This window comes from Saccharothrix xinjiangensis (assembly GCF_039527585.1).
In the GTDB taxonomy this organism is placed as follows: Bacteria; Actinomycetota; Actinomycetes; order Mycobacteriales; family Pseudonocardiaceae; genus Actinosynnema; species Actinosynnema xinjiangensis.
Genome location: NZ_BAAAKE010000011.1, coordinates 205,473 through 229,814 on the forward strand (window position 1 = coordinate 205,473; position 24,342 = coordinate 229,814).

General features: G+C 76.9%; 2 protein-coding genes. Both read right to left on the reverse strand.

Features of this window, described 5'->3' with window-relative positions; genetic code table 11:
• A complete protein-coding gene (locus tag ABD223_RS23250) occupies positions 1 to 10,032 on the reverse strand; it encodes a non-ribosomal peptide synthetase (protein ID WP_344038521.1) in 10,032 nt (3,343 codons plus the stop codon).
• The gene (locus ABD223_RS23255) at positions 10,029 to 24,341 is read right to left on the reverse strand and encodes a non-ribosomal peptide synthase/polyketide synthase (RefSeq protein WP_344038522.1); all 14,313 of its coding nucleotides are present in this window, start codon (positions 24,339 to 24,341) and stop codon (positions 10,029 to 10,031) included. Before ABD223_RS23255 ends, ABD223_RS23250 begins: the two co-directional genes overlap by 4 nt.
• Position 24,342: the final 1 nt, after the last annotated feature.

Sequence of the window (24,342 nt, forward strand, 5' to 3'; positions counted from 1 at the left end):
TCAGAGGCGGTCGGCGAGCACGGCCGCGACCGCGGCCAGCGGTTCGGGGCGGGTCAGCTCGCCGTGGCGGCAGTCGACGCGGTGCTCCTCGACGCCGCCGGTGACGTGCGCCAGCCAGTCGGCGGGCACGGGCGAGCCGTCGGCCTTGTCGGCGGTGGCGGTGAAGAACAGCACGTCACCGTCGAAGCGGGCGGTGGTGCCCGTGGTCATCAGGGTCAGGTTGGCGGCGAAGACCTCCGCCAACCGGTCGGGGTCGGCGTCGGCCAGGGGTCCGCCCGCCAGGCGGTCCCGGAACTCGGCGGGCGAGCGGGGCGCGGGCTCGGCCCGGTGCCCGAGGGAGCGCAGCAGCGCGGCGAGCACCTCCGGGTCGCGCGGGGAGAACACCTCGCCGGTCGACCGGGTCGGGTAGCCGTCCAGCAGCGCCAGCAGGGCCACCTCCTCGCCCTCCTCGCGCAGCGCGGCGGCCATGGCGTGCGCGACGTTCGCGCCGAACGACCAGCCCAGCAGGGAGTACGGCCCGGTCGGCTGCACCGCGCGGACCTGCTCCAGGTAGTCCTTGACCACCTCGTCCAGGCTCGCGGGCAGCGCGTCGGGCTGGAACAGGCCCCGGGACTGGAGGGCGTGGACCGGCCGGTCGGGCAGGTGCCGCAGCAGCCCGGTGTAGACCCAGCCGATGCCGGCGGCCGGGTGCACGCAGAACAGCGGCGGGCGCGTGCCCGCCTCGCGCAGCGGCAGCAGCACGGCGAGCGGGTCGCCGGCGCCCGGTCGATCGCGGCCCAACCGCTCGGCGAGCGCGGCGACCGTGGGCGCCTCGAACACCACCCGCACGGCCGGCCGCACGCCCAGTTCCGCGCCGATCCGCGCCACCAGCCGGGTGGCCAGCAGCGAGTGGCCGCCCAGGTCGAAGAACCCGTCGTCCACGCCCACCACCGGCACGCCGAGCACCTCGGCGAACAGCCCGGCCAGCACGCGTTCGGCGGGCGTCGACGGCTCCCGGCCCGGCGCCGCCGCGACCGAGGGCGGCGCGGGCAGGGCCTTGCGGTCGAGCTTGCCGCTGGGCGTCAGCGGCAGCTCGTCCAGCTCCACCACCGCCCACGGCACCATGTGCGCGGGCAGCCGGGACGCCGCGTGCGCCTTCAGCGCGGCGGGGTCGGCCGTGCCCACGACGTAGGCGACCAGGCGCAGGTCGCCGGGGCCGAACGGGCGCGCCACCACGGCGGCCCGCGCCACGTCCGGGTGGTCCTGGAGCACCCCGGCGATCTCGTCGGGCTCGATCCGCAGGCCACGGATCTTGACCTGGTCATCGGCCCGCGACAGGTACTCCAGCACCCCCTCGCCGCACCACCGCACCACGTCGCCGGTGCGGTAGAGCCGCGAGCCGGGCGCGCCGAACGGCGAGGCCACGAACCGCTGCGCGGTCAGCGACGGCCGGTCGTGGTAGCCGCGCGCCAGCTGCACGCCCGCCAGGTACAGCTCGCCGGGCACGCCGGGCGGCACGGGCCGCAGGCGCTCGTCGAGCACGTACACCGCGGTGTTCCACACCGGACGTCCGATGGGGACGGTCGCGGTGGCCTCCGCGCCGGCGAAGGCGTGCGCCGTCACGTCCACCGCGGCCTCGGTGGGGCCGTAGAGGTTGTGCAGCCCCGCGCCGCACACCGCGGCGAACCGGCGCGCCAGCGCGGTCGGCAGGGCCTCGCCGCTGCACACCACCCGCGCCAGGCCGGGGCAGCGCTCGCCCGACTCCTCCAGGTGCGCGGTGAACGCCTCCAGCATCGACGGCACGAAGTGCGCGGTCGTGACCCGCTCCCGCCGCACCAGCTCCGCCAGGTACGCCGGGTCGCGGTGCCCGTCCGGCCGGGCGACCACCAGCGCCGCGCCGACCTGGAACGGCCAGAAGAACTCCCACACCGACACGTCGAAGCTCGACGGCGTCTTCTGGAGCACCCGGTCGTCCGGGGTCAGCCGGTACTCGTCCTGCATCCACAGCAGCCGGTTGACGATCGCGCGGTGCGTGACCACCACGCCCTTGGGCCGCCCGGTGGAGCCGGAGGTGTAGATGACGTAGGCCGGGTGGTCGCCGAGCACGGTCGGCAGCGGGCCGGCCACCCCGGCGCCCAGGCCGCGCAACGCCTCCTCGTCGAGCACCAGCACCGGCTTGGCGTCGGCCAGCATGAACGCCACCCGGTCGGCCGGGTAGTCCGGGTCCACCGGCAGGTACGCCGCGCCCGCCCGCTGCACCGCGTGCAGCGCCACCACCAGGTCCACCGAGCGGGGCAGCACCACGGCCACCACCCGCTCCGGTCCCGCGCCGCGCCCGCGCAGGGCCCGCGCCAGGCGGTCCACCCGGGCGTCGAACTCGGCGTAGGTCAGCGCCGTGCCGTCGTCGGCGACCAGGGCGACCGCGTCGGGCGTGCGCCGCACCTGCGCGGCGAACAGCTCGGGCAGCGTCACGTCCGGCACGGGGCGGGCGGTGTCGTTCCAGGTGTCCAGCACGTGCCCGCGCTCGTCGGCGCCCAGCACGTCCACCTCGCCCGGCCGCGCACCGGGATCGGCCACCGCGGCGGCCAGCACCCGTGCCAGCCGGTCGACCAGCGACCGCGCGGTGGCCTCGTCGAACAGGTCCTCGCGGTAGGCCAGCGCCCCGTCGAGCCCGGCGGGCGCGCCGTCGGCGTCCCGGGTCTCGCGCAGGCCGAGGCTCAGGTCGAACGCGCTCGTCCCGGACGACACCGGCGTCGGCTCCACCGCCACGCCCGGCAGCTCCAGCGCGGCGTCCCCGGTGTTCTGCACGGTCAGCAGCACCTGGCACAGCGGGTGCCTGGCCAGCGACCGAGGCGGGTTCAGCCGCTCGACCAGCCGCTCGAACGGCACGTCCTGGTTGGCGTAGGCGGCGAGGTCGAACTCGCGGACGCGGGCGAGCAGTTCGGTGAAGGTGGGGTCGCCGGAGGTGTCGGTGCGCAGGACGAGGGTGTTGACGAAGAACCCGACCAGGTCGTCCAGCACCTCGTCCGGGCGGCCCGCGACCGGTGTGCCGATCGGCACGTCCGTGCCCGCGCCCAACCGGGTGAGCAGGGCGGCGAACGCGGCCTGGAACACCATGAACGGCGTGGTCCTGGTCCGCCGGGCCAGCGCCAGCACCCCGCGGTGCAGCTCCGCATCCCACCGCACCGGCACGTGCCCGGCGGTCTGCGCGGACGAGGAGGGCCGCGGCCGGTCGGCGGGCAGCTCCAGCTCGTCGGGCGCGCCGGCCAGCGCGCCGGTCCAGAACGCGAGCTGCCGGGCCAGCGGGCTGCCCGGGTCGTCCTCGGACCCCAGCTCCTCGTGCTGCCACAGCGCGTAGTCCGCGTACTGGAGGGGCAGCGGCTCCCAGCCGGGCGCGGCGCCGCCGACCCGGGCGGTGTAGGCGGTGGTCAGGTCCCGCAGCAGCGGGCCCAGGGACCAGCCGTCGCCCGCGATGTGGTGCAGCACCAGCGCCAGCACGTGCTCCTCCGCGCCCAACCGCACCAGCGCGGTGCGCAGCGGCACGTCCGAGGTCAGGTCGAACGGCGTGGCCACCAGCGGGCGCAGGGCCGCGGCCAGGTCCTCCGGCGCGCGGTCGAGCAGCGCGAGCGGCGGCACGACGTCCAGGACCCGCTGCACGGGCGCGCCGTCGACCTCGGGGAACACCGTGCGCAGCGATTCGTGCCGGTCCACCACGTCGGCGAGGGCGGCGCGCAGGGCGTCCACGTCCAGTTCGCCGCGCAACCGCAGCGCCACCGGCACCGCGTAGCTGGGGTTGCGGTCGTCGAGCCGGTTGACGAACCACAGCCGGCGCTGGGCGAACGACAGCGGCACCGCGTCGGGCCGGTCGACCGGGCGGGGCGCGGTGCGCGCGGCGACGCCCCGGTCCAGGCACGAGCCCAGGCCCGCGACCGTGGGGTTGGCGAACAGGTCGGCCACGGCCAGCTCCACGCCCAGGGTGGTGCGGACCCGGCTGACCAGCCGGGTGGCCAGCAGCGAGTGGCCGCCCAGGTCGAAGAAGTCGTCGTCCAGGCCCACCCCGGGCACGCCGAGCAGCTCGGCGAACAGGCCGCACAGGATCTCCTCGCGGGGCGTGCGCGGCGGGCGGCTGCCGGTGGTCGGGTCCGGCGCGGGCAGGGCCTTGCGGTCGAGCTTGCCGTTGGCGGTCAGCGGCAGCGCGTCGAGCACCACCAGCGCGGCGGGCACCATGTGCTCGGGCAGCACGGCGCCCAGGTGCGCCCGCAGCTCCGCGACGTCCAGCGGCCCGCGCGGCACGACGTAGCCCACCAGGGCCTTGAGCCCCGGCCGGTCCTCGCGCACCACGACCGCCGCGTGCGCCACGGCCGGGTGACCGGCGAGCACCGCCTCCACCTCGCCGAGTTCGATGCGGAAACCGCGGACCTTCACCTGCTGGTCGGCGCGGCCCGCGAACTCCAGCGCGCCGTCGACCCGCCGCCGCACCAGGTCGCCGGTCCGGTACATGCGCTCGCCCGGCGCGCCGAAGGGGCAGGCGGTGAACCGCTCCGCGGTCAGACCGGGCCGGCCGTGGTAGCCGCGGGCCAGGCCCGCGCCCGCGAGGTACAGCTCGCCGACCACGCCCACCGGCACCGGCTCCAGCCGCGCGTCGAGCACGTAGGCGCGCGTGTTGTCCACCGGCCCGCCGATCGGCGGCGGCACGTCGGCGCGATCCTCCGGGGACACCACCGCCCCGGTCGCGACCACCGAGAACTCCGTCGGCCCGTAGTGGTTGACCAGGCGGAACGGCGTGCCGGCCGGCGGGCGGCGGCGCAGCGCGTCACCACCGGTCAGCACCACGCGCAGCGAGGTGCCGGCGGCGGCCAGGTCGTCGAGCACCAGCTCCAGGCGCGGCGTCGGCAGGAAGCACGCGGTCAGCCGCCGCCGCGCGATCCACCGCACCAGCTCGTCGCCGTCGGCGAGGGTGCGCGCGTCGGGCAGGTGCAGCCGCGCGCCCGCCACCAGGTACGGCCAGATTTCCCACACTGCGGCGTCGAAGCCCTGCGAGGCCACCTGGGCGGCGCGGTCCGCGGGCGTGATCGCGTACTCCCGCACGTGCCAGGCGCACAGGTCGGCCAGGCCGCCGTGGTCGACCACCACGCCCTTGGGGCGGCCGGTGGAACCGGAGGTGTAGATGACGTAAGCCGCGTCGGCGGGGCCCACCGGGACCGCCACCGGCCCGGTCGGCGCGGTGGGCAGCTCGTCCAGGCACACCACCTCGGGCGCGGTGACGCGGTCGCGCAGCGCCCGCTCGGTCAGCACCACCGGCGCGGCGGCGTCGGCGAGCACGTACGCCAGCCGCTCGGCCGGGTAGTCGGGGTCCAGCGGCAGGTACGCCGCGCCGGCCTTGAGCACGCCGAGCAGCGCCGCGATCCCGGTGGGGGACCGGCGCAGGCACACGCCGACCGGGTCGCCCGGCCGCACGCCGAGGTCGAGCAGGTGTCGCGCGACCCGGTTCGCCGCCGCGTCCAGCCCGGCGTAGGTCAGCTCGTCCACCGCGAACGCGCCCGGGGTCTCGGCCGCGCGGCGCGCCACCTGGTCCGGCACGGGTACCCAGTCGCCCGCCGGGACGGCGGTGTCGTTCCAGCCCTCCAGCAGCCGGCGCCGCTCGCCGGGGGCGTGCACGTCCAGCGCGCCCAACCTCGTCTGAGGGTCGGCCGCCGCCGCGGTGAGCAGGCGGCCCAGCCGCTCCAGCAGCGACCGCGCGGTGCCCTCGTCGAACAGGTCGGCCGAGTACTCCAGGTTCGCGGTGAGGACCTCGTCCTCGGCGACCGCCAGCGCGAGGTCGAACTTGGCCGTGCCGGTCCACGCCGACACCGGGTCGACGTCCAGGCCGGGCAGCGCCGGACCGTCGCCGCCGCCCGCGTTCTGGAGCACCAGCGTGACCTGGAACAGGGGGTGCCGGGACAGCGAGCGGACCGGGTTCAGCTCCTCCACGACCCGCTCGAACGGCACGTCCTGGTGGTCGAACGCGGCGAGGTCGGTGTCGCGGACGCGGGCGAGCAGTTCGGTGAAGGTGGGGTCGCCGGAGGTGTCGGTGCGCAGGACGAGGGTGTTGACGAAGAACCCCACCGCGTCGTCCAGGGCCTCGTCGGTGCGCCCGGCGACCGGTGAGCCGATCGGCAGGTCCGTGCCCGCGCCCAGGCGGGTCAGCAGGGCGGCCAGGCCCGCGTGCAGCACCATGAACGCCGTGCTGCCGGTCGCGGCGGCCAGCTCGCGCACCGCGCCGCGCACCTCCGCGCCGAACTCGGTGACCACCAGGCCGCCGCGCCCGGACGGCACCGCGGGCCGGGGCCGGTCGGTGGGCAGGTCGAGCTGGTCGGGCGCGCCCGCCAGCGCCTCGCGCCAGAACCGCAGCTGGCCCGCGACGAGGCTGTCCGGGTCGTCCTCGACCCCGAGCAGTTCCCGTTGCCACAGCGCGTAGTCCGCGTACTGGACGGGCAGCGGCGCCCAGTCGGGCGCGGCGCCGGCGAGGCGGGCCGCGTAGGCGGTGGTGAGGTCGCGCAGCAGCGGGCCCTTGGACCAGCCGTCGCTGGCGATGTGGTGCAGCACCAGCACCAGCACGTGCTCCCCCGGCGCGACCGCCAGCAGGTGGGCGCGCAGCGGCGGTTCGGCGGCCAGGTCGAACGCGTGCGCGGAGGCGGCGGCGACCGCGGCGTCCACCTCGTCGGCCGGGACCGGGGCGACGACCAGGTCGGGCGCGGCGCCCAGGACCCGCTGCACGGGCGCGCCGTCGACCTCGGGGAACACCGTGCGCAGCGATTCGTGCCGGTCCACCACGTCGGTCAGGGCGGCGCGCAGGGCGTCCACGTCCAGCGCGCCGCGCAGCCGCAGCGCCCACGGCGAGTTGTAGGCGGTGGAGCCCCGGTGCACCTGGTCGAGCACCCACAGCCGCTGCTGCGCGTGCGACAGCGGCAGCGGGTCGGGCCGCTCCGCCGGGCGCAGCGCGGGCCGGGCGCTGCCCGCGGACCCCAGCCGCGCGGCCAGGCCGCGCGGCGTCGGCGCGGTGAACAGGTCGCGGATGCCCAGCTCCACGCCGAGCGCCGCGCGCACCCGGCTGATCAGGCGGGTGGCCAGCAGCGAGTGGCCGCCCAGGTCGAAGAACCCGTCCTCGGCACCCACCGGGGCCAGGCCGAGCACCCGCGCGAACAGGCCGCACAGGATCTCCTCGCGCGGTGTGCGCGGCTCGTCGCCGGAGCCCACCGACGCGTAGTCCGGCGCGGGCAGCGCCCGGCGGTCCAGCTTGCCGTTGGGGGTGCGGGGCAGCTCGTCGAGCACGACCACCGCGGCGGGCACCAGGTGCTCGGGCAGCAGCCCGGCCACGTGCGCCCGCACCTCGGCCGGCGCGACCGCGCCCACCACGTAGGCCACCAGGCGCTTGTCACCGGGCAGGTCCTCGCGCACCACGACCGCGGAGCTGGTCACCCCCCGGTGCGCGAGCACCGCCGCCTGCACCTCGGCCGGCTCCACCCGGAAACCGCGGATCTTGACCTGCTCGTCGGCGCGGCCCGCGTACTCCAGCACGCCGTCCGGCCGCAGCCGCACCAGGTCGCCGGTGCGGTACATGCGCTCACCGGCCCGGAACGGGTCGGCCACGAACCGCTCGGCGGTCGCGCCCGGCGCGCCCAGGTAGCCCAGCGCCAGGCCCGCGCCCGCGAGGTGCAGCTCGCCGACGCCGCCCGGCGGCACCAGGCGCAGCCGCGCGTCGAGCACGTAGCCGTGCTTGCCCGCCACCGGGCGGCCGATCGGCACGGACCGGCGGTCGAGGTCTGCGGCGGTGATCTCGTGCGCGGTGCTGTAGCCCATGCTCTCGGCCGGGCCGTAGCCGTTGGTGAGCCGCACGTGCCCGTGCTCGCGCAGCGCCTTGGCCGCGTGCGCCGCGGACGCGGGCTCGCCGCCGGTCATGGCCCGCCGCACGGTCGCGAACACGCCGGGGTGCTCGTCGAGCACGTGGTTGAACAGGCTGGCCGACGCCTTGAACACGGTGACGCCGTGCTCGGCGACCAGGCGGGCGATCGCGTCCGGGTCCGGCGGGCCCGCCGGGTGCAGCACGCACGTGCCGCCGTGCAGCAGCGGGCCGAACAGCTCGGTGCCGAAGGCGTCCCACGACACCGGCGCGGCCTGGAGCCACACCTGGTCGGCGTCGAACTCCGCGTAGTCCTGGCCGGTGAGCGTGGCCACGACGGCGCGGTGCGGCGCGAGCACGCCCTTGGGCTCGCCGGTCGAGCCTGAGGTGAACATGACCACCGCCGGGTCGCGCGGGTCCACCGCCACACCGGGGTCGTGGTCGGGGCCCGCCGGGTCGGCGTCCGCGCACCGCGCGCCCAGGCCGTCGACCGGCGCGCCGACCACGACGCCCACGCCCGCCCGGCGCGCCGCCGAGCGCAGCCGGTCGGCCGGGAACGCGGTGTCCAGCAGGGTGTAGCAGCCGCCGGCCTTGAGCACGCCGAGCAGCGCGGCGACCAGCTCCGGCCCGCGGTCGAGGTGCACGCCGACCACCGCGCCGGGACGCACGCCCAGCTCCAGCAGGTGGTGCGCGACCCGGTTGGCCCACCGGTCCAGCTCGCCGTAGGTGACCCGGCCGTCGTCACCGACCAGGGCCGTGGCGTCGGGCGTGCGGGCGGCCCGCGCGGCGAACAGCTCGTGCACGCACCCCGGCACGGGGTCCCCGGCCGGCCTGGTCAGCTCCGCCACCTCGTCCCGGTCGAGCAGGGGCAGCGCGCTGATCGGCGCGTCGGGGTCGGCCGCCACCGCCGTGAGCAGCCGGACCAGGCGCCGCCCGAGCGCCGCGACGGTCCCGCGGTCGAACAGGTCGGCGGCGTAGTCCCAGTTCACCCGCAGGCCGCCCGCCGCGGGGCGCTCGCGGACGCCGAGCGTCATGTCGAACTTCACCGCGCCCGTGCCCAGCGGCACCGCCTCGACCTCCAGGCCGGGCAGGTCGAGCCGGCCGTCGCCCTCGGCGGCGTGCACCAGCATGACCTGGAACAGCGGGTGCCGGGACAGCGACCGCGGCGGGTTCAGCTCCTCCACCACCCGCTCGAACGGCACGTCCTGGTGGGCGAAGGCGGTCAGGTCGGCCTCCCGGACCCGCGCCACCAGCTCGCGGAACGCGGGGTCGCCGGAGGTGTCGGTGCGCAGGACCAGGGTGTTGACGAAGAACCCGACCAGGTCCTCCAGCGCCTCGTCGGTGCGCCCGGCGACGGCCGTGCCGAACGGGACGTCCGTGCCGCCGCCGTGCCGGGTCAGCAGCGCCGCGACCGCGGCCTGCACCACCATGAACAGCGACGCGCCGGTGTCGGCGGCCAGGTCCAGCAGCGCCCGGTGCACGGCCGCGGGCACGTCCACCGGCACCGAGTCGCCCCGGTGCCCGGCGACCGCGGCGCGGGGCCGGTCGGCCGGGAAGCCCACCTCCTCGGGCAGGTCGGCCAGGGCCCGCGCCCAGTGCGCCACCTGCGCGCCGAACCGGCTGCCCGGGTCGTCCGGGTCGCCCAGCACGTCCTGCTGCCAGAACGTGTAGTCGGCGTACTGCACCGGCAGCTCGGCGAACTCCGGCGCGCGACCGGCGAGCCGCGCGGCGTAGGCGGCCGCCAGGTCCCGGGTCAGCGGGCCGGTGGAACCGCCGTCGCCCGCGACGTGGTGCAGCACGACCAGCAGCACGTGGTCCTGTTCGTCCACTTCGAACAGTCGCGTGAGGACCGGCGGCGCGGCGGTCAGGTCGAAGGTGTGCCGGGCGGCGGCGTCCAGCGCGCCGGTCAGCCCGTCGGGCGGGACCGGGACCACCGGCAGCTCGGGCACGTCCCGCCGGACCTCCTGGCGCGGCTCGCCGCCCACCTCGGGGTAGGCCGTGCGCAGCACCTCGTGCCGGTCGACCACGTCGGCCAGGGCGGCGCGCAGCGCGGGCACGTCCAGCGCGCCGCGCAGCCGCAGCGCCAGCGGGATGTTGTAGGTCGGGCCGGGTTCGACCCGGCTGAGGAACCACAACCGCCGCTGGGTGAACGACAGGGGGATCGCCTCGCTCACTGGACCTCCTCCGAGCGGGTCCGGCGCCGCAGCGCGGGACGAGCCTGTTCCGCCTGGCCGAGGCGCTCCACGAGCGCGGCCACGGTGCGGTTCTCGAACACCGACTTGATGGACAGCTCGGCCCCGAAGGCCGACCGCACCCGGCTGATCAGCCGGGTCACCAGCAGCGAGTGCCCGCCGAGGGCGAAGAAGTCGTCGTCCGCGCCGACCTCGCCGTCCAGGCCGAGCACCTCCGCGAACAACCCGCACATCACCTCTTCCCGGGGCGTGCCCGGCTTGCGGCCGGCGGGCCGGTCGAGGTAGTCCGGCGGTGGCAGGGCCGCCCGGTCGAGCTTGCCGTTGGCGTTGCGGGGCAGCTCGGCCAGCCGCACGTAGGCGCTGGGCCGCATGTGCTCGGGCAGGTGCTCCTCGGCGTGCGCCCGCAGCGCCGCCGCCTCGGGCGTCTCACCGGGCTCGGGCACCACGTAGGCGACCAGGCGCTTGTCGCCGGGCCGGTCCTCGCGCACCACGACCGCCGCCTGCCGCACCCGCGGGTGCTTCGTCAGGGCGTTGACCACCTCGCCGGGCTCCACGCGGAACCCGCGGACCTTGACCTGGTCGTCGGCGCGGCCCAGGAACTCCAGCACGCCGTCGGTGCGCCACTTCACCAGGTCGCCGGTGCGGTACATGCGCTCGCCCGGCGCGGCGAAGGGGCAGGCCACGAACCGCTCGGCGGTCTGCGCCGGCGCGCGCAGGTAGCCGCGCGCCAGGCCGACGCCGGTCATGTACAGCTCGCCGACCACACCCGGCGGCAGGACGTTGAGGTGGGCGTCGAGCACGTAGAAGCCCTTGTTGCTGATCGGCCTGCCGACCGGGATCGACGGCAGCTCGGTGTCCTCCAGGCGCACCTGGTGGCACACCGTGAAGATCATGTTCTCCACCGGGGAGTAGCCGTTGACCAGCCGCACGCCGGGGTGGCGGTCCAGCAGCTTGCGCAGGTGCGCCACTGACGCGGGCTCGCCGCCGGTCATGATCTGCTCGACGCCGACCAGCGCGTCCGGGTACTCGTCGAGCAGGTGGTTGAGCAGGCTCGCGGACAGGTGCACGGTGGTGATCCGGTGCCGGGCCACCAGGTCGCGGACCAGCGCGGGCTCCGGGGTCGGTCCGGGCTGGAGCACGCAGGTCGCGCCGGACAGCAGCGGGCCGAACAGCTCCAGCGCGAACGCGTCCCACGACACCGGCGAGCACTGCAACCACACCTGCTCGGGCGAGAAGTCGACGTACTCCTGGCTGAGCAGGGTGCCGACCAGGGCCCGGTGGGGCGCGACCACGCCCTTGGGCGTGCCGGTGGAGCCGGAGGTGAACATCACGCAGGCCACGTCGGCGGGGTCCACCGGCACGTCCGGCGCGGTGGCGGGCCGGGCCGCGACCAGGCCGGCGTCGACCGGGTCGTCCAGCACCAGCCGCGGCACGTCCGCCAGCCGGTCGGCCAGGCGCCGCCGCGTGATCACCAGCGGCGCGCCGGTGCGCTCCACCAGCTCGGCCAGCCGCCGCACCGGGAACCGCGCGTCCAGCGTGGTGTACCCGGCGCCCGCGGTGAGCGCGGCGAGCACGGACACCACCAGGTCGACGTCCCGGTCCAGCAGCACCCCGACCACCTGGCCGGTGCGCACGCCCCGGGCCACCAGCTCGGCGGCCAGCCGGTTCACCCGCTCCAGCAGCTCGCCGTAGGTGACGGTGGCGTCGCCGTGCACCAGGGCCACCGCGTCCGGCGTGCGCCGGGCCTGCGCCGCCACCAGCTCGTGGGCGCAGCGGTCGACCGGCGCGTCCGCCGCGGTGTCGGTCCACGCGGCCAGCAGGCCGCGCCGCTCGCGCTCCTCCAGCAGCTCGGGGCGGCTGATCCGGGTGTCCGGGTCGGCCACCACCGCGGCGAACATCCGGCCCAGCCGGGCGGCCAGGGCCGCCGCCGTGGTCCGGTCGAACAGGTCGGTGGCGAACTCCAGGCTGCCGGTGATGCCCGCCGGCGCGCCCGTCTCGTCGTGCTCCTCGCGCAGGCCGAGGGTGAGGTCGAACTTGGCCGCGCCGGTGTCCACGGGGTGCACCTCGACGGCCAGTCCCGGCACCTCGATGCGCGCCTCGGCGTTGTTCTGGAGCACCAGCATGACCTGGAACAGCGGGTGCCGGGACAGCGAGCGGACCGGGTTCAGCTCCTCGACCAGCCGCTCGAACGGCACGTCCTGGTGGTCGTAGGCGGCCAGGTCCGTGTCGCGGACCCGGGCCAGCAGCTCGCGGAACGTGGGGTCGCCGCCGGTGTCCGTGCGCAGCACCAGGGTGTTGACGAAGAAGCCGACCAGCTCGTCCAGCGCCTCGTCGGCCCGCCCGGCGACCGGGGAGCCCGCGGGCACGTCGGTGCCCGCGCCCAGCCGGGTCAGCAGGGCCGCGAAACCCGCCTGGAGCACCATGAACAGCGTCGCGCCGCCGGCGCGGGCCAGGTCGAGCAGGTCGCGGTGCAGCGCCGCGCCCAGGGTGACCGGCACCGACTCGCCCCGGCCGCTCGCGGTGACCGGGCGGGCCCGGTCCGCGGGCAGCGGCAGCTCGTCGGGCACGCCGGCCAGCGCCTGCCGCCAGAACTCCAGCTGGCGGGCCAGCGGGCTGGTCGGGTCGTCGGGGTCGCCCAGCAGCTCGCGCTGCCACAGGGTGTAGTCGGCGTACTGGACGGGCAGCGGCGCCCAGTCGGGCGCGGCGCCCGCGAGGCGGGCCGCGTAGGCGGTGGTCAGGTCGGTCAGCAGCGGTCCCATGGACCAGCCGTCGCCGGCGATGTGGTGCAGCACCAGCAGGAGCACGTGGTCGTCGTCGGCGACGCGCAGCAGGGTCGCGCGCACCGGCAGCTCCGCGGTGAGGTCGAACGCCTCCCGCGCCGCCCGCCGCGCGATGCCGTCCACCTCGGACTCGTCGACGTGCCGGACCGGCAGGCCGATCAGCACGTCCTCGGCCGGGCGGACCACCTGCTGCGGCACGCCGTCGAGGGACGGGAACACCGTGCGCAGCGCCTCGTGCCGGCGCACCACGTCCGTCAGCGCCGCCCGCAGGGCCTCCGCGTCGAGCGCGCCGCGCAACCGCACCGCGTGCGGCACGTTGTAGGCGGCGCCCGCCCCTTCGAGCTGGTCGAGGAACCACAGGCGGGCCTGGGCGTAGGACAGCGGCACCTCGTCCGGCCGCGGCGCCGGGGTGAGCGCGGGCCGGCCCTGCGCGACCCGGTCGAGCCGGCCGCTCAGCGCGGCGGGCGTCGGCGCGTCGAACAGGTCGCGGACGCCGACCTCGGCGTCCAGCGCCGCCCGCACCCGGCCGATCAGCTTCGCGGCCAGCAGCGAGTGGCCGCCCAGGTCGAAGAAGCCGTCGTCGAGCCCCACCCGGTCCTCGGGCAGGCCCAGCACGTCGGCGAACAGGCCGACCAGGATCTGCTCGCGGGCCGTGCGCGGCGCACGGCGCTCGCCGGCCGCCACCTGCGGCGCGGGCAGCGCGGCGCGGTCGAGCTTGCCGTTGGCGTTGAGCGGGATGCGGTCGAGCAGCACGTACGCGCCGGGCCGCAGGTGCGTCGGCAGCAGGCCCGCGGCGTGGGCGGCCAGGTCGGGTGCGGTCCCCGGCTCGGCGACCACGTAGGCGACCAGGCGCCGGTCGCCGGGCCGGTCCTCGCGCACCACGACCGCGCTGCGCCGCACGTCCGGGTGGGCGTCCAGGACGGCCCGCACCTCGCCGGGCTCGATGCGGAACCCGCGGATCTTGACCTGGTCGTCGGCGCGGCCGACGAACTCCAGCCGGCCGTCGGATCGCCACCGCACCAGGTCGCCCGTGCGGTACATGCGCGCACCGGGTTCGAACGGGCAGGCCACGAACCGCTCCGCGGTCAGGCCCGGCTCGCCCGCGTAGCCCAGGGCGGAGCCGACACCGGTCACGTACAGCTCGCCCGGCACGCCCGGCGGCACCGGCGCCAACCGGTCGTCCAGCACGTAGGAGCGCTTGTCGGCCAGGGCGAGGCCGATCGGCACGGCCGCCGCGGCGGTGTCCTCGGGCCGCACGTCGTGGTGGCTGGTGTAGATCATGTGCTCGGCGGGGCCGTAGCCGTTGACCACCCGCACGCCCGGGTGGTCGCGCAGCAGCCGCGCCAGGTGCGGCGCGGACGCCGCCTCGCCGCCGGTCATCACGTGTCGCAGCACGTCGAACACGGCCGGGTGCTCGTCGAGCATGAAGTTGAGCAGGCTCGCGGACAGGAACGTGGTGGTCACACCGTGCTCGGCGACCAGCCGCGCGATCCGCGCGGGCTCCGGGGTCGGGCCGGGGTGCAGCACGCACGCCGCGCCGGCCAGCAGCGGGCCGAACAGCTCCAGCACGAACCCGTCCCAGGGCAGCGGCGCGGACTGCAACCACACCTGGCCCGCGGCGTCGTCCAGGAAGTCCTGGCCGATCAGGGTGCGCACGATCGCGCGGTGCGGCGCGAGCACGCCCTTGGGCCGCCCGGTGGAGCCGGAGGTGAAGATGACGCACGCGGGCGCGGCGGGGTCCACGGCCACGTCCGGCGCGTGCGCGGGCAGGCCGCCGACGTCGGTGGCGATGTCGACGAACCGCGGCACGCCCACGTCGCGGAGGCGTTCGGCGCCGTGCGCGTCGGTGACAACCGCGGCCGCGTCGGCGGCGCGCAGGACCGCGGCCATCCGGTTGACCGGGGTGGTCGGGTCGAGCAGGGTGAACCCGCCGCCCGCCTTGAGCACCGCGAGCACGGCCACCACCAGGTCGAACCCGCGGTCGAGCAGGACGCCGACCAGGTCGCCGGGGCGCACGCCCGAGCCGAGCAGGTGGTGGGCCAGGCGGTTGGCCGCCGCGTCCAGCTCCGCGTAGGTCAGCCGCGCACCCCCGAACAGCAGCGCGGTGGCGTCCGGGGCGGCGACCGCGTGACCGGCCACGACCTCGTGGGCGCAGCGGTCTTCCACCGCCCGTGCCGGTCCGCCCGGCGAACCGGCCGTGAGTCGCGACCGCTCCGCCGGGGTGAGCACGTCCAGCTCCCCGACCCGGGTCCCGGGATCGGCGGCGACGGCCGCCAGCACCAGGCCCAACCGCTCGACCAGGGCGGTCGCGGTGGCCCGGTCGAACAGGTCGGCGTTGAACTCCAGACCGCCGGTGATGCCGCCGGCGTCGGGCTCCTCCGCGTCGTACTCCTCGGCGAGGCTCAGGGTCAGGTCGAACTTGGCGGTGCCGGTGTCGACCGGCGCGACCTCCAGCTCCAGGCCGGGCAGCACGGGCCGCGCGCCCGTGTTGTTCTGCACCACGAACGCCACCTGGAACAGCGGGTGCCGGGCCGGGTCGCGCACCGGGTTCAGCTCCTCGACCAGCCGCTCGAACGGCAGGTCCTGGTGGTCGAACGCGGCGAGGTCGAACTCGCGGACGCGGGCGAGCAGTTCGGTGAAGGTGGGGTCGCCGGAGGTGTCGGTGCGCAGCACCAGGGTGTTGACGAAGAAGCCGACCAGGTCGTCCAGGGCCTCGTCGGTGCGCCCGGCCACCGGCCCGCCCAGCGGCACGTCCGTGCCCGCGCCCAACCGGGTGAGCAGGGCGGCGAAGGCGGCCTGGAGGACCATGAACAGCGTGACGCCGTTGGCGCGGGCCAGGTCCAGCAGCGCGGCGTGCAGGTCCGCGCCCCACGCGACCTCGACCTTGTCGCCGCGCCCCGCCCCGACCTGCCGCGGCCGGTCGGTGGGCAGCGGCAGCTCGTGCGGCAGGTCCGCCAGCGCGGTCCGCCAGAACTCCAGCTGCGGCGCGGCCAGCGCGTCGAGCAGGTCCCGCTGCCACAGGGTGTAGTCGGCGTACTGGACGGGCAGCGGCGCCCAGCCGGGCGCGTCCCCGGACAGCCGGGCGCGGTAGGCGGTGGCGAGGTCGGTCAGCAGCGGTCCCATGGACCAGCCGTCGCCGGCGATGTGGTGCAGCACCAGCAGGAGCACGTGGTGGTCCTCGGCGACGCGCAGCAGTGTCGCGCGCACCGGCGGCTCCGCCGTCAGGTCGAAGACCTCGCGCGCGCCCGACGCCACCACGTCGTCCACTTCGGACTCCGGCGTCGGCCGCACGGGCAGGTCCGCCCCGCCCGCGGGCAGCACCACCTGCCGCGGTTCGCCGTCGACCGGCGGGAACACCGTGCGCAGCGCCTCGTGCCTGCCCACCACGTCCGCCAGCGCCGCGCGCAGCGCGCCCACGTCGAGCGCGCCGCGCAACCGCACCGAGTGCGCCACGTTGTAGGTCGCGCTCGGCCCCTGCAACTGGTCCAGGAACCACAGCCGCGCCTGCGCCGGCGACAGCGGCGTCCACTCCGGGCGCGCCACCGGCCGCAACGGGGTGCGCGCGGCGGCGGCCGAGTCCAGGCGGGTCACCAGGCCGGCGGGCGTCGGCGCGTCGAACAGGTCGCGGACGCCCAGCTCGACGCCCAGCGCGCCGCGCACCCGCCCGACCAGCTTCGCGGCCAGCAGCGAGTGCCCGCCCAGGTCGAAGAAGCCGTCGTCGAGCCCCACCCGGTCCTCGGGCAGGCCCAGCACGTCGGCGAACAGGCCGACCACGATCTGCTCGCGCGGGGTGCGGGCGCCGCGGCGCGCCACGGCCAGGTCGGGCGCCGGCAGCGCCCGGCGGTCCAGCTTGCCGTTCGCGGTCAGCGGCAGCGCGTCCAGCGGCACCCAGGCGCTCGGCCGCAGGTGCTCGGGCAGCGCGCCCGCCACGTGGGCCCGCAGCTCGGCCGGCGCGACCGCGCCCACCACGTAGGCCACCAGGCGCTTGTCGCCCGGCCGGTCCTCGCGCACCACCACGGCCGCGTCCGCCACGCCGGCGTGGGCGAGCACCGCGGCGCGCACCTCGCCCGGCTCGACCCGGAAGCCGCGGATCTTGACCTGGTCGTCGGCGCGGCCCAGGTACTCCAGGGAGCCGTCGGCGCGCCAGCGGGCCAGGTCGCCGGTGCGGTACACGCGCTCGCCGGCCCGGAACGGGTGGGCGACGAACCGCTCGGCGGTCGCGCCGGGCGCGCCCAGGTAGCCGTGCGCCAGGCCCGCGCCGCCCACGTACAGCTCGCCGGGCACACCGGGCGGCACGGGCCGCAGCCGGTCGTCCAGCACGTGGGCGTGCTTGCCCGCGATCGGCGAGCCGATCGGCACCGATGCGCCGCCCACCCCGGTGATCTCGTGCACCGTGGTGAAGCCCATGCTCTCGGCCGGGCCGTAGCCGTTGACCAGCGCCACGCCCGGGAACTCGCGCAGGGCGCGGCCCACGTGCGCGGGCGAGGCGGGCTCGCCGCCGGTCATCGCCCGCCGCACGGTCGCGAACACCTCGGGGTGCTCGTCCAGCACGTGGTCGAACAGGCTGGCGGAGGCGTCGAACACGGTCACCCCGTGCTCGACCACGAGCCGCGCGACGACCGCCGGGTCCACGTCCCGGTCGGGCAGCAGCACCGACGTGCCGCCGTGCAGCAGCGGCCCGAGCAGCTGGGTGGCGAACGCGTCCCACGACACCGACGCGATCTGCAACCACACCTCGCCGGGGCCGAACCCGGCGTACCGCTGGCCGGTGAGCGTGCCCACCAGCGCCCGGTGCGGCGCGACGACGCCCTTGGGCGCGCCGGTGGAGCCGGAGGTGAACATCACGCACGCCACGTCCTCGGGCCCGACCGCCACGTCCGGCGCGGTCGTCGGGCCCCCGGTGACGTCCTCCACCAGCAGGACGGGCGCGCCCGCGACCACCCCGGCGAGGTCGCCGCCGGTCAGCACCACCGGCGGCGCGGTGCGCGCCACCAGGTCGGCGATCCGGGCGGCCGGGTGCTTCGGGTCCAGCACGGTGTAGCCGGCGCCGGCGGTCAGCGCGGCCAACACGGCCGCGGCCAGGTCCGGCCCGCGCTCCAGCAGCACGCCGACCACGTGGCCCGGCCGCACCCCGGCGGCCACCAGGCGGTGCGCCAGCCGGTTGGCCCGCTCGACCAGCTCGGCGTAGGTCACCCGGGTCCCGCCGCACACCAGGGCGGTGGAGCCCGGCGCGGCGGCGGCCCGCGCGGCGACCAGCTCGGGCACGGTCGCGGCCGGCGCGGCCGGCCCGCCGTCGCTCCAGTTGACCAGCACGTCGTGCCGTTCGGCGGAGGTGAGCAGGTCGAACTCGCCGATGCGCCGGTCCGGGTCGGCCGCCGCCGCGGCCAGCAGCCACGTGAAGCGGTCGAGCAGCAGCTCGGCGGTGTCGCGGTCGAACAGGTCGGTGGCGTACTCCAGGTAGCCGCCCAGCCCCTCGGGGGTCTCGTGCGCGGCCAGGGTGAGGTCGAACTTGGCCGCGGTGTTCGGCACCGGCTCGGGCGCGCACGCCGCGCCCGCCAGGTCCACCGCCGCGGCGGCGTTGTTCTGGAGGATCACCATCACCTGGAACAGCGGGTGCCGCGCTGGGCTGCGCACCGGGTTCAGCTCCTCGACCAGCCGCTCGAACGGCAGGTCCTGGTGGTCGAACGCGGCCAGGTCGGTCTCCCGCACGCGCTCCAGCAGCTCGCGGAACGTGGGGTCGCCGGAGGTGTCGGTGCGCAGCACGAGGGTGTTGACGAAGAACCCGACCAGGTCGTCCAGCGCCTCGTCGGTGCGCCCGGCGACGGCCGTGCCCAGCGGCACGTCGACGCCCGCGCCCAGGCGGGTCAGCAGGGTGGCGAAGGCGGCCTGGAGGACCATGAACAGCGTGACGCCGTTGGCGCGCGCCAGGTCGGTCAGCGCCCGGTGCACGTCGGCGGGCACCCGCAGCGGCAACGACTCGCCGCGGTGGCCGGGGTGGCCGGGCCGCGGGCGGTCGGTGGGCAGGTCGAGGCCCTCGGGCAGGTCCGCCAGCGCGGCGCGCCAGAACTCCAGCTGCCCTTCGCCCAGCTCGTCCAGCAGGTCCCGCTGCCACCGCGCGTAGTCCACGTACCGCACGGGGAGCGGGGCCCAGCCGGGGGCGCTCCCGGACAGCCGGGCGCGGTAGGCGGTGGCCAGGTCGTCCAGCAGGGGGCGCAGCGACCAGCCGTCGCCCGCGATGTGGTGCAGCGTCACCAGCAGCACGTGGTCCTCGGCGGCCTCGGTGAGCAGGCGCACCCGGATCGGCGGTTCGGCCGCCAGGTCGAACGCGTGCGCGGCCTCGGCGCGCACCGCGGCGGCCACGTCGCCGGTCGCCCCGGCGGCGAACACCCGGCCGACCTCGTCGGCGGGCAACACCCGCTGGTGCGGCGTGCCGGCCACGTCCGGGTAGACCGTGCGCAGCGCCTCGTGCCTGCCCACCACGTCGCGGACGGCCAGGTCCAGGGCCGCGGTGTCCACCGGTCCGGTGACCCGGGCCGCGAACTGCACGGTGTAGGCGGCGCCGCCGCGCTCGACCTGGTCGAGGAACCACAGCCGCGCCTGGGCGGGCGACAGCGGCGGTTCGGCGGGGACCTCGCCCGCCACGAGCGGGGGTCGGGCGGCGGCCGCGCCGTCCAGCCGGGCGGCCAGGTCGGCGACCACCGGCGCGGCGAACACGTCGCGCACGCCCAGCTCCACGCCGAGCGCGGCGCGCACCCGGCCGGTCAGCTTCGCGGCCAGCAGCGAGTGGCCGCCGAGGGCGAAGAAGTCGTCGTCGGGACCCACGCGGTCGGCGGGCAGGCCCAGCACGTCCGCGAACAGGGTCCGCAGGATCTCCTCGCGGGCGGTGCGCGCGGTCCGGCGGGCGCCCGCGGTGTGCTCCGGCGCGGGCAGCGCCTTGCGGTCCAGCTTGCCGTTGGGCGTCAGGGGCAGCGAGTCGAGCGGCACCCAGGCGCTCGGCCGCAGGTGCTCGGGCAGCAGGTCGGCGACGTGGGCCCGCAGCTGGTCCGCGGTGGCGTCGCCCACGACGTAGGCGACGAGGCGCCGGTCGCCGGGCCGGTCCTCGCGCACCACGACCGCGCTCTGCCGCACGGCCGGGTGCCGGTCCACGGCGGTGCGCACCTCGGCCGGCTCGACCCGGAAACCGCGGATCTTGACCTGGTCGTCGGCGCGGCCGAGGAAGTCCAGGGAGCCGTCGGCGCGCCACCTCACCAGGTCTCCGGTGCGGTACATGCGCTCGCCGTCCCGGAAGGGGTCGGCCACGAACCGCTCGGCGGTCGGGCCGGGCGCGCCCAGGTAGCCGTGCGCCAGGCCGCCGCCCATGTAGACCTCGCCGGGCACGCCGACCGGCACCGGCCGGAGCCGGTGGTCGAGCACGTAGACGCGCTTGCCCGCGATGGGCGAGCCGACCGGGATGGCGGGCAGGTCGGTGTCCGCCCGCGTGATCCGCCGGCACAGCGTGAAGATCATGTTCTCGACGGGGGAGTAGCCGTTGACCAGCCGCACGTCCGGCCGCAGCTCCAGCAGCCGGCGCACGTGCGCCACGGAGGCCGGCTCGCCGCCGGTCATGAGCTGCCGGACGCCGGCCAGCGCGCCGGGGTGCTCGTCGAGGACGTGGTTGAGCAGGCTCGCGGACAGGTGCGCGGTGGTCACGCCGTGCGCGACGAGCAGGTCCGCGATGACGGCGGGGTCGGTGACGTGGCCGGGCTGGAGCACGCACGTGCCGCCGTGCAGCAGGGGGCCGAACAGCTCCAGCGCGAACGCGTCCCAGGACACCGGGGAGCACTGCAACCAGACGTCGCCGGCCGCGAAGTCCACGTAGTCCTGGCCGGTCAGGGTGCCGACCAGGGCGCGGTGCGGCGCCAGGACGCCCTTGGGCTCGCCGGTGGAGCCGGAGGTGAACATCACGCACGCCACGTCGGCGGGGTCGACCGCGACGTCCGGCGCGGCGCAGGGGCCCTCGGTGGCGGTGTGGGGGTTGACCACGGTCACGTCGAGCGTGCAGCCCGGTGTCGACACCACGTGCCGCAGCCCGGCCCGCGCGGCCACGGCGGCCAGCCGACCGGCCGGGAAGCGGGGGTCCAGCACGGTGTACGCGGCGCCCGCCTTGAGCGCCGCCAGCACCGCGACCACCAGCGAGGGGTCGCGGTCGAGCAGCACGCCGACCACGTCGCCCGGCTCCACGCCCGCGTCGACCAGGGCGTGCGCCAGGCGGTTGGCCGCCGCGTCCAGCTCGGCGTAGGTCACGGAGGCGTCGCCGGAGACGAGCGCGGTCGCGCCCGGCGTGCGCCGCGCCTGGTCGGCGATCAGCTCGTGGGCGCAGCGGTCCTCGGGGCCCTCGGCGCCGTTCCAGGTCACCAGGACCCGCTCCCGCTCGGCGTCGTCGAGCAGGTCGGCGGCGGTGATCGGGGTGTCCGGGTCGGCGGCGAACGCGCTCAGCAGCCGGGTCAGGCCCGTGGCGAAGCGCTCGGCGGTGGCCCGGTCGAACAGGTCGGTGGCGTACTTGACCGCGCCGGCGACCCCGTCGGCGGTCTCGGTCACGTCCACGGTGAGGTCGAACTTGGCCACGTCCAGGTCCACGACCCGGTGCCGGGCGTCGAGCCCGCCGAAGTCCGGCGCGGCCGGCGGGGTGTTCTGGAGCACCAGCATGACCTGGAACAGGGGGTGCCGGGACAGCGAGCGGGCCGGGTTCAGCTCCTCGACCAGCCGCTCGAACGGCAGGTCCTGGTGGTCGTAGGCGGCGAGGTCGGCCTTCCGCACGCGCTCCAGCAGTTCGGTGAAGGTGGGGTCGCCGGAGGTGTCGGTGCGCAGGACGAGGGTGTTGACGAAGAAGCCGACCAGGTCGTCCAGGGCCTCGTCGGAGCGGCCCGCGACCGGGGAGCCGACGGCGAGGTCCGTGCCCGCGCCCAGCCGGGTCAGCAGGGCGGCCAGGCCGGCGTGCAGCACCATGAACAGCGTGGAGCCGGTGCGCCCGGCCAGCTCGCGCAGCGCCCGGTGCAGCGCGGCGTCCAGCACCAGCGGCACGGTGTCGCCGTGCGCGCCGCGCGCCGCGGCCCGGGGGCGGTCGGCGGGCGGGGTGGACTCCTCGGGCAGGCCCGCCAGCGCCTCCCGCCAGTGGCGCACCCGCGCGTCCAGGTCGCCCGAGGTCTCGCGCTCCCACAGCGCGTAGTCGGCGTACTGGACGGGCAGCGGGGCCCAGTCGGGCGCGTTCCCGGACAACCGGGCGCGGTAGGCGGTGGCGAGGTCGCGCAGCAGCGGCGCGGTGGACCAGCCGTCGCCGGCGATGTGGTGCAGCACCAGCAGCAGCACGTGGTCCTCTGCGGCGTGGTCTTCCCCGGTGTGCTCTTGTCCGGCGAGCCTCAGCAGGTGGGCGCGCAGCGGCGGTTCGTCGGCCAGCGCGAAGGGCGTCGAGGCCAGCTCGCGCACCACGGCGTCCAGCTCGTCGGCGGTGGTGTCGCACTCGGTCCAGGCGGGCGTGACGGCCTCCAGCACCCGCTGCGCGGGCTCACCGGCCACCACCGGGAACACCGTGCGCAACGCCTCGTGCCGGCCCACCACGTCGGCCAGGGCGGCGCGGAGCGCCCCGGCGTCCAGCGCGCCGCGCAGCCGCACCGCGACCGGGATCGTGTAGGTGGCGCCGCCCTCGACCTGGTCGAGGAACCACAGCCGGGACTGCGCGAACGACAGCGGCAGCACCTCCGGCCGCGCCGCGGCGGTCAGCGGGGTCCGGGCGGCCGACGCCGTGCCGAGCGCGGCGGCCAGGGCGCGCGGCGTGCGGGCGGTGAACACGTCGGCGACGCGCAGCTCCACGCCCAGCGCGGCCCGCACCCGGCTCACCAGGGTCGCGACCAGCAGCGAGTGGCCGCCCAGGTCCAGGAAGTCGTCCTCCGCGCCCACCGACGGCAGGCCGAGCACCCGCGCGAACAGCCCGCACAGCACCTCCTCCTGCGCGGTGCGCGGCGCACCGCCCGAGGTGGGCTCGACGGTGGGCGCGGGCAGCGCGGCGCGGTCGAGCTTGCCGGTGGCGGTCAGCGGCAGCGCGCCCAGCACCACCACCGCGGCCGGCACCAGGTGCTCGGGCAGCAGCGCGGCGACGTGCGCCCGCACCGCCGCGGGTTCCGCCTCGCCCACCACGTAGCCGACCAGGCGCCGGTCACCGGGCCGGTCCTCGCGCACCACGACCGCCGCCTGCCGCACGCCGGGGTGCCCGGTCAGCGCGGCCTGCACCTCGGCGGGCTCCACCCGGAAACCGCGGATCTTGACCTGGTCGTCGGCGCGGCCCAGGAACTCCACCGCGCCGTCCTCGCGCACCCGGCCCAGGTCGCCCGTGCGGTACGCGCGCCCGCCGGGCGTGGCCGGGTCGGCCACGAACCGCTGCGCGGTCAGGCCCGGCTGCCCCAGGTAGCCGTGGGCCAGGCCGACGCCGCTCATGTAGATCTCGCCCGCCTCGCCGGCCGGCACCGGCCGCAGGTCCGGCCCGAGCACCGCGACGCGCTTGCCCGCCAGCGGCAGGCCGACCGGGATCGGCCGGTCGGTGTCCGCCGGCCGGATGTCGTGGCACAGCGTGAAGATCATGTTCTCGACGGGGGAGTAGCCGTTGACCAGCCGCAGGCCGGGGTGCCGGTCCAGCAGCCGCGCCACGTGGCGGGTCGAGGCCGCCTCGCCGCCGGTCATCAGCACCCGCAGCCCGGCGAACGCGCCGGGGTGCTCGTCGACCAGGAAGTTCAGCAGGCTCGCGGACACGTGCGCGGTGGTCACGCCGTGCTCGGCGAGCAGGTCCGCGATGACCGCGGGGTCGGGGGCCTCACCCGGCTGGAGCACGCAGGTCGCGCCGTGCAGCAGGGGCCCGAACAGCTCCAGCGCGAACGCGTCCCACGACACGGGTGAGCACTGGAGCCACACCTCGTCGGCGGTGAACCGCGCGTAGTCCTGGCCGGTCAGGGTGCCGACCAGGGCGCGGTGCGGCGCCAGGACGCCCTTGGGTTCGCCGGTGGAGCCGGAGGTGAACATGACGCACGCGACGTCCTCGGCGGAGACCGCGACATCCGGCGGCGTCGCGGGCCGCGCGGCGACCTCGGCGGCGACCGGGTCGGCGGTGAGCAGGCCGTCCGCGGCGACGCCGTCGTCCGCGCGGACCACCACCCGCACCCCGGCCCGGTCGCACACCGAGGCCAGTCGCGCGGCGGGGAAGCGCGGGTCGAGCACGGTGTACGCGCCACCCGCCTTCAGCACCGCCAGCACCGCGACGACCAGCTCCACCCCGCGCGGCAGGCGCACGCCGACGACCTCACCCGGCCGCACGCCGAGGTCGACCAGGTGGTGGGCGAGCCGGTTGGCCCGCGCGTCCAGCTCGGCGTAGCTCGTCCGGGACGCGCCGGACACCAGCGCGGTCGCGGCGGGCGTGCGCTCGGCCTGCCGGGCGAACAGCTCGTGCGCCCCCGGGAGGGCCGCGCCGTTCGGGTGTGTCGTGGTCACC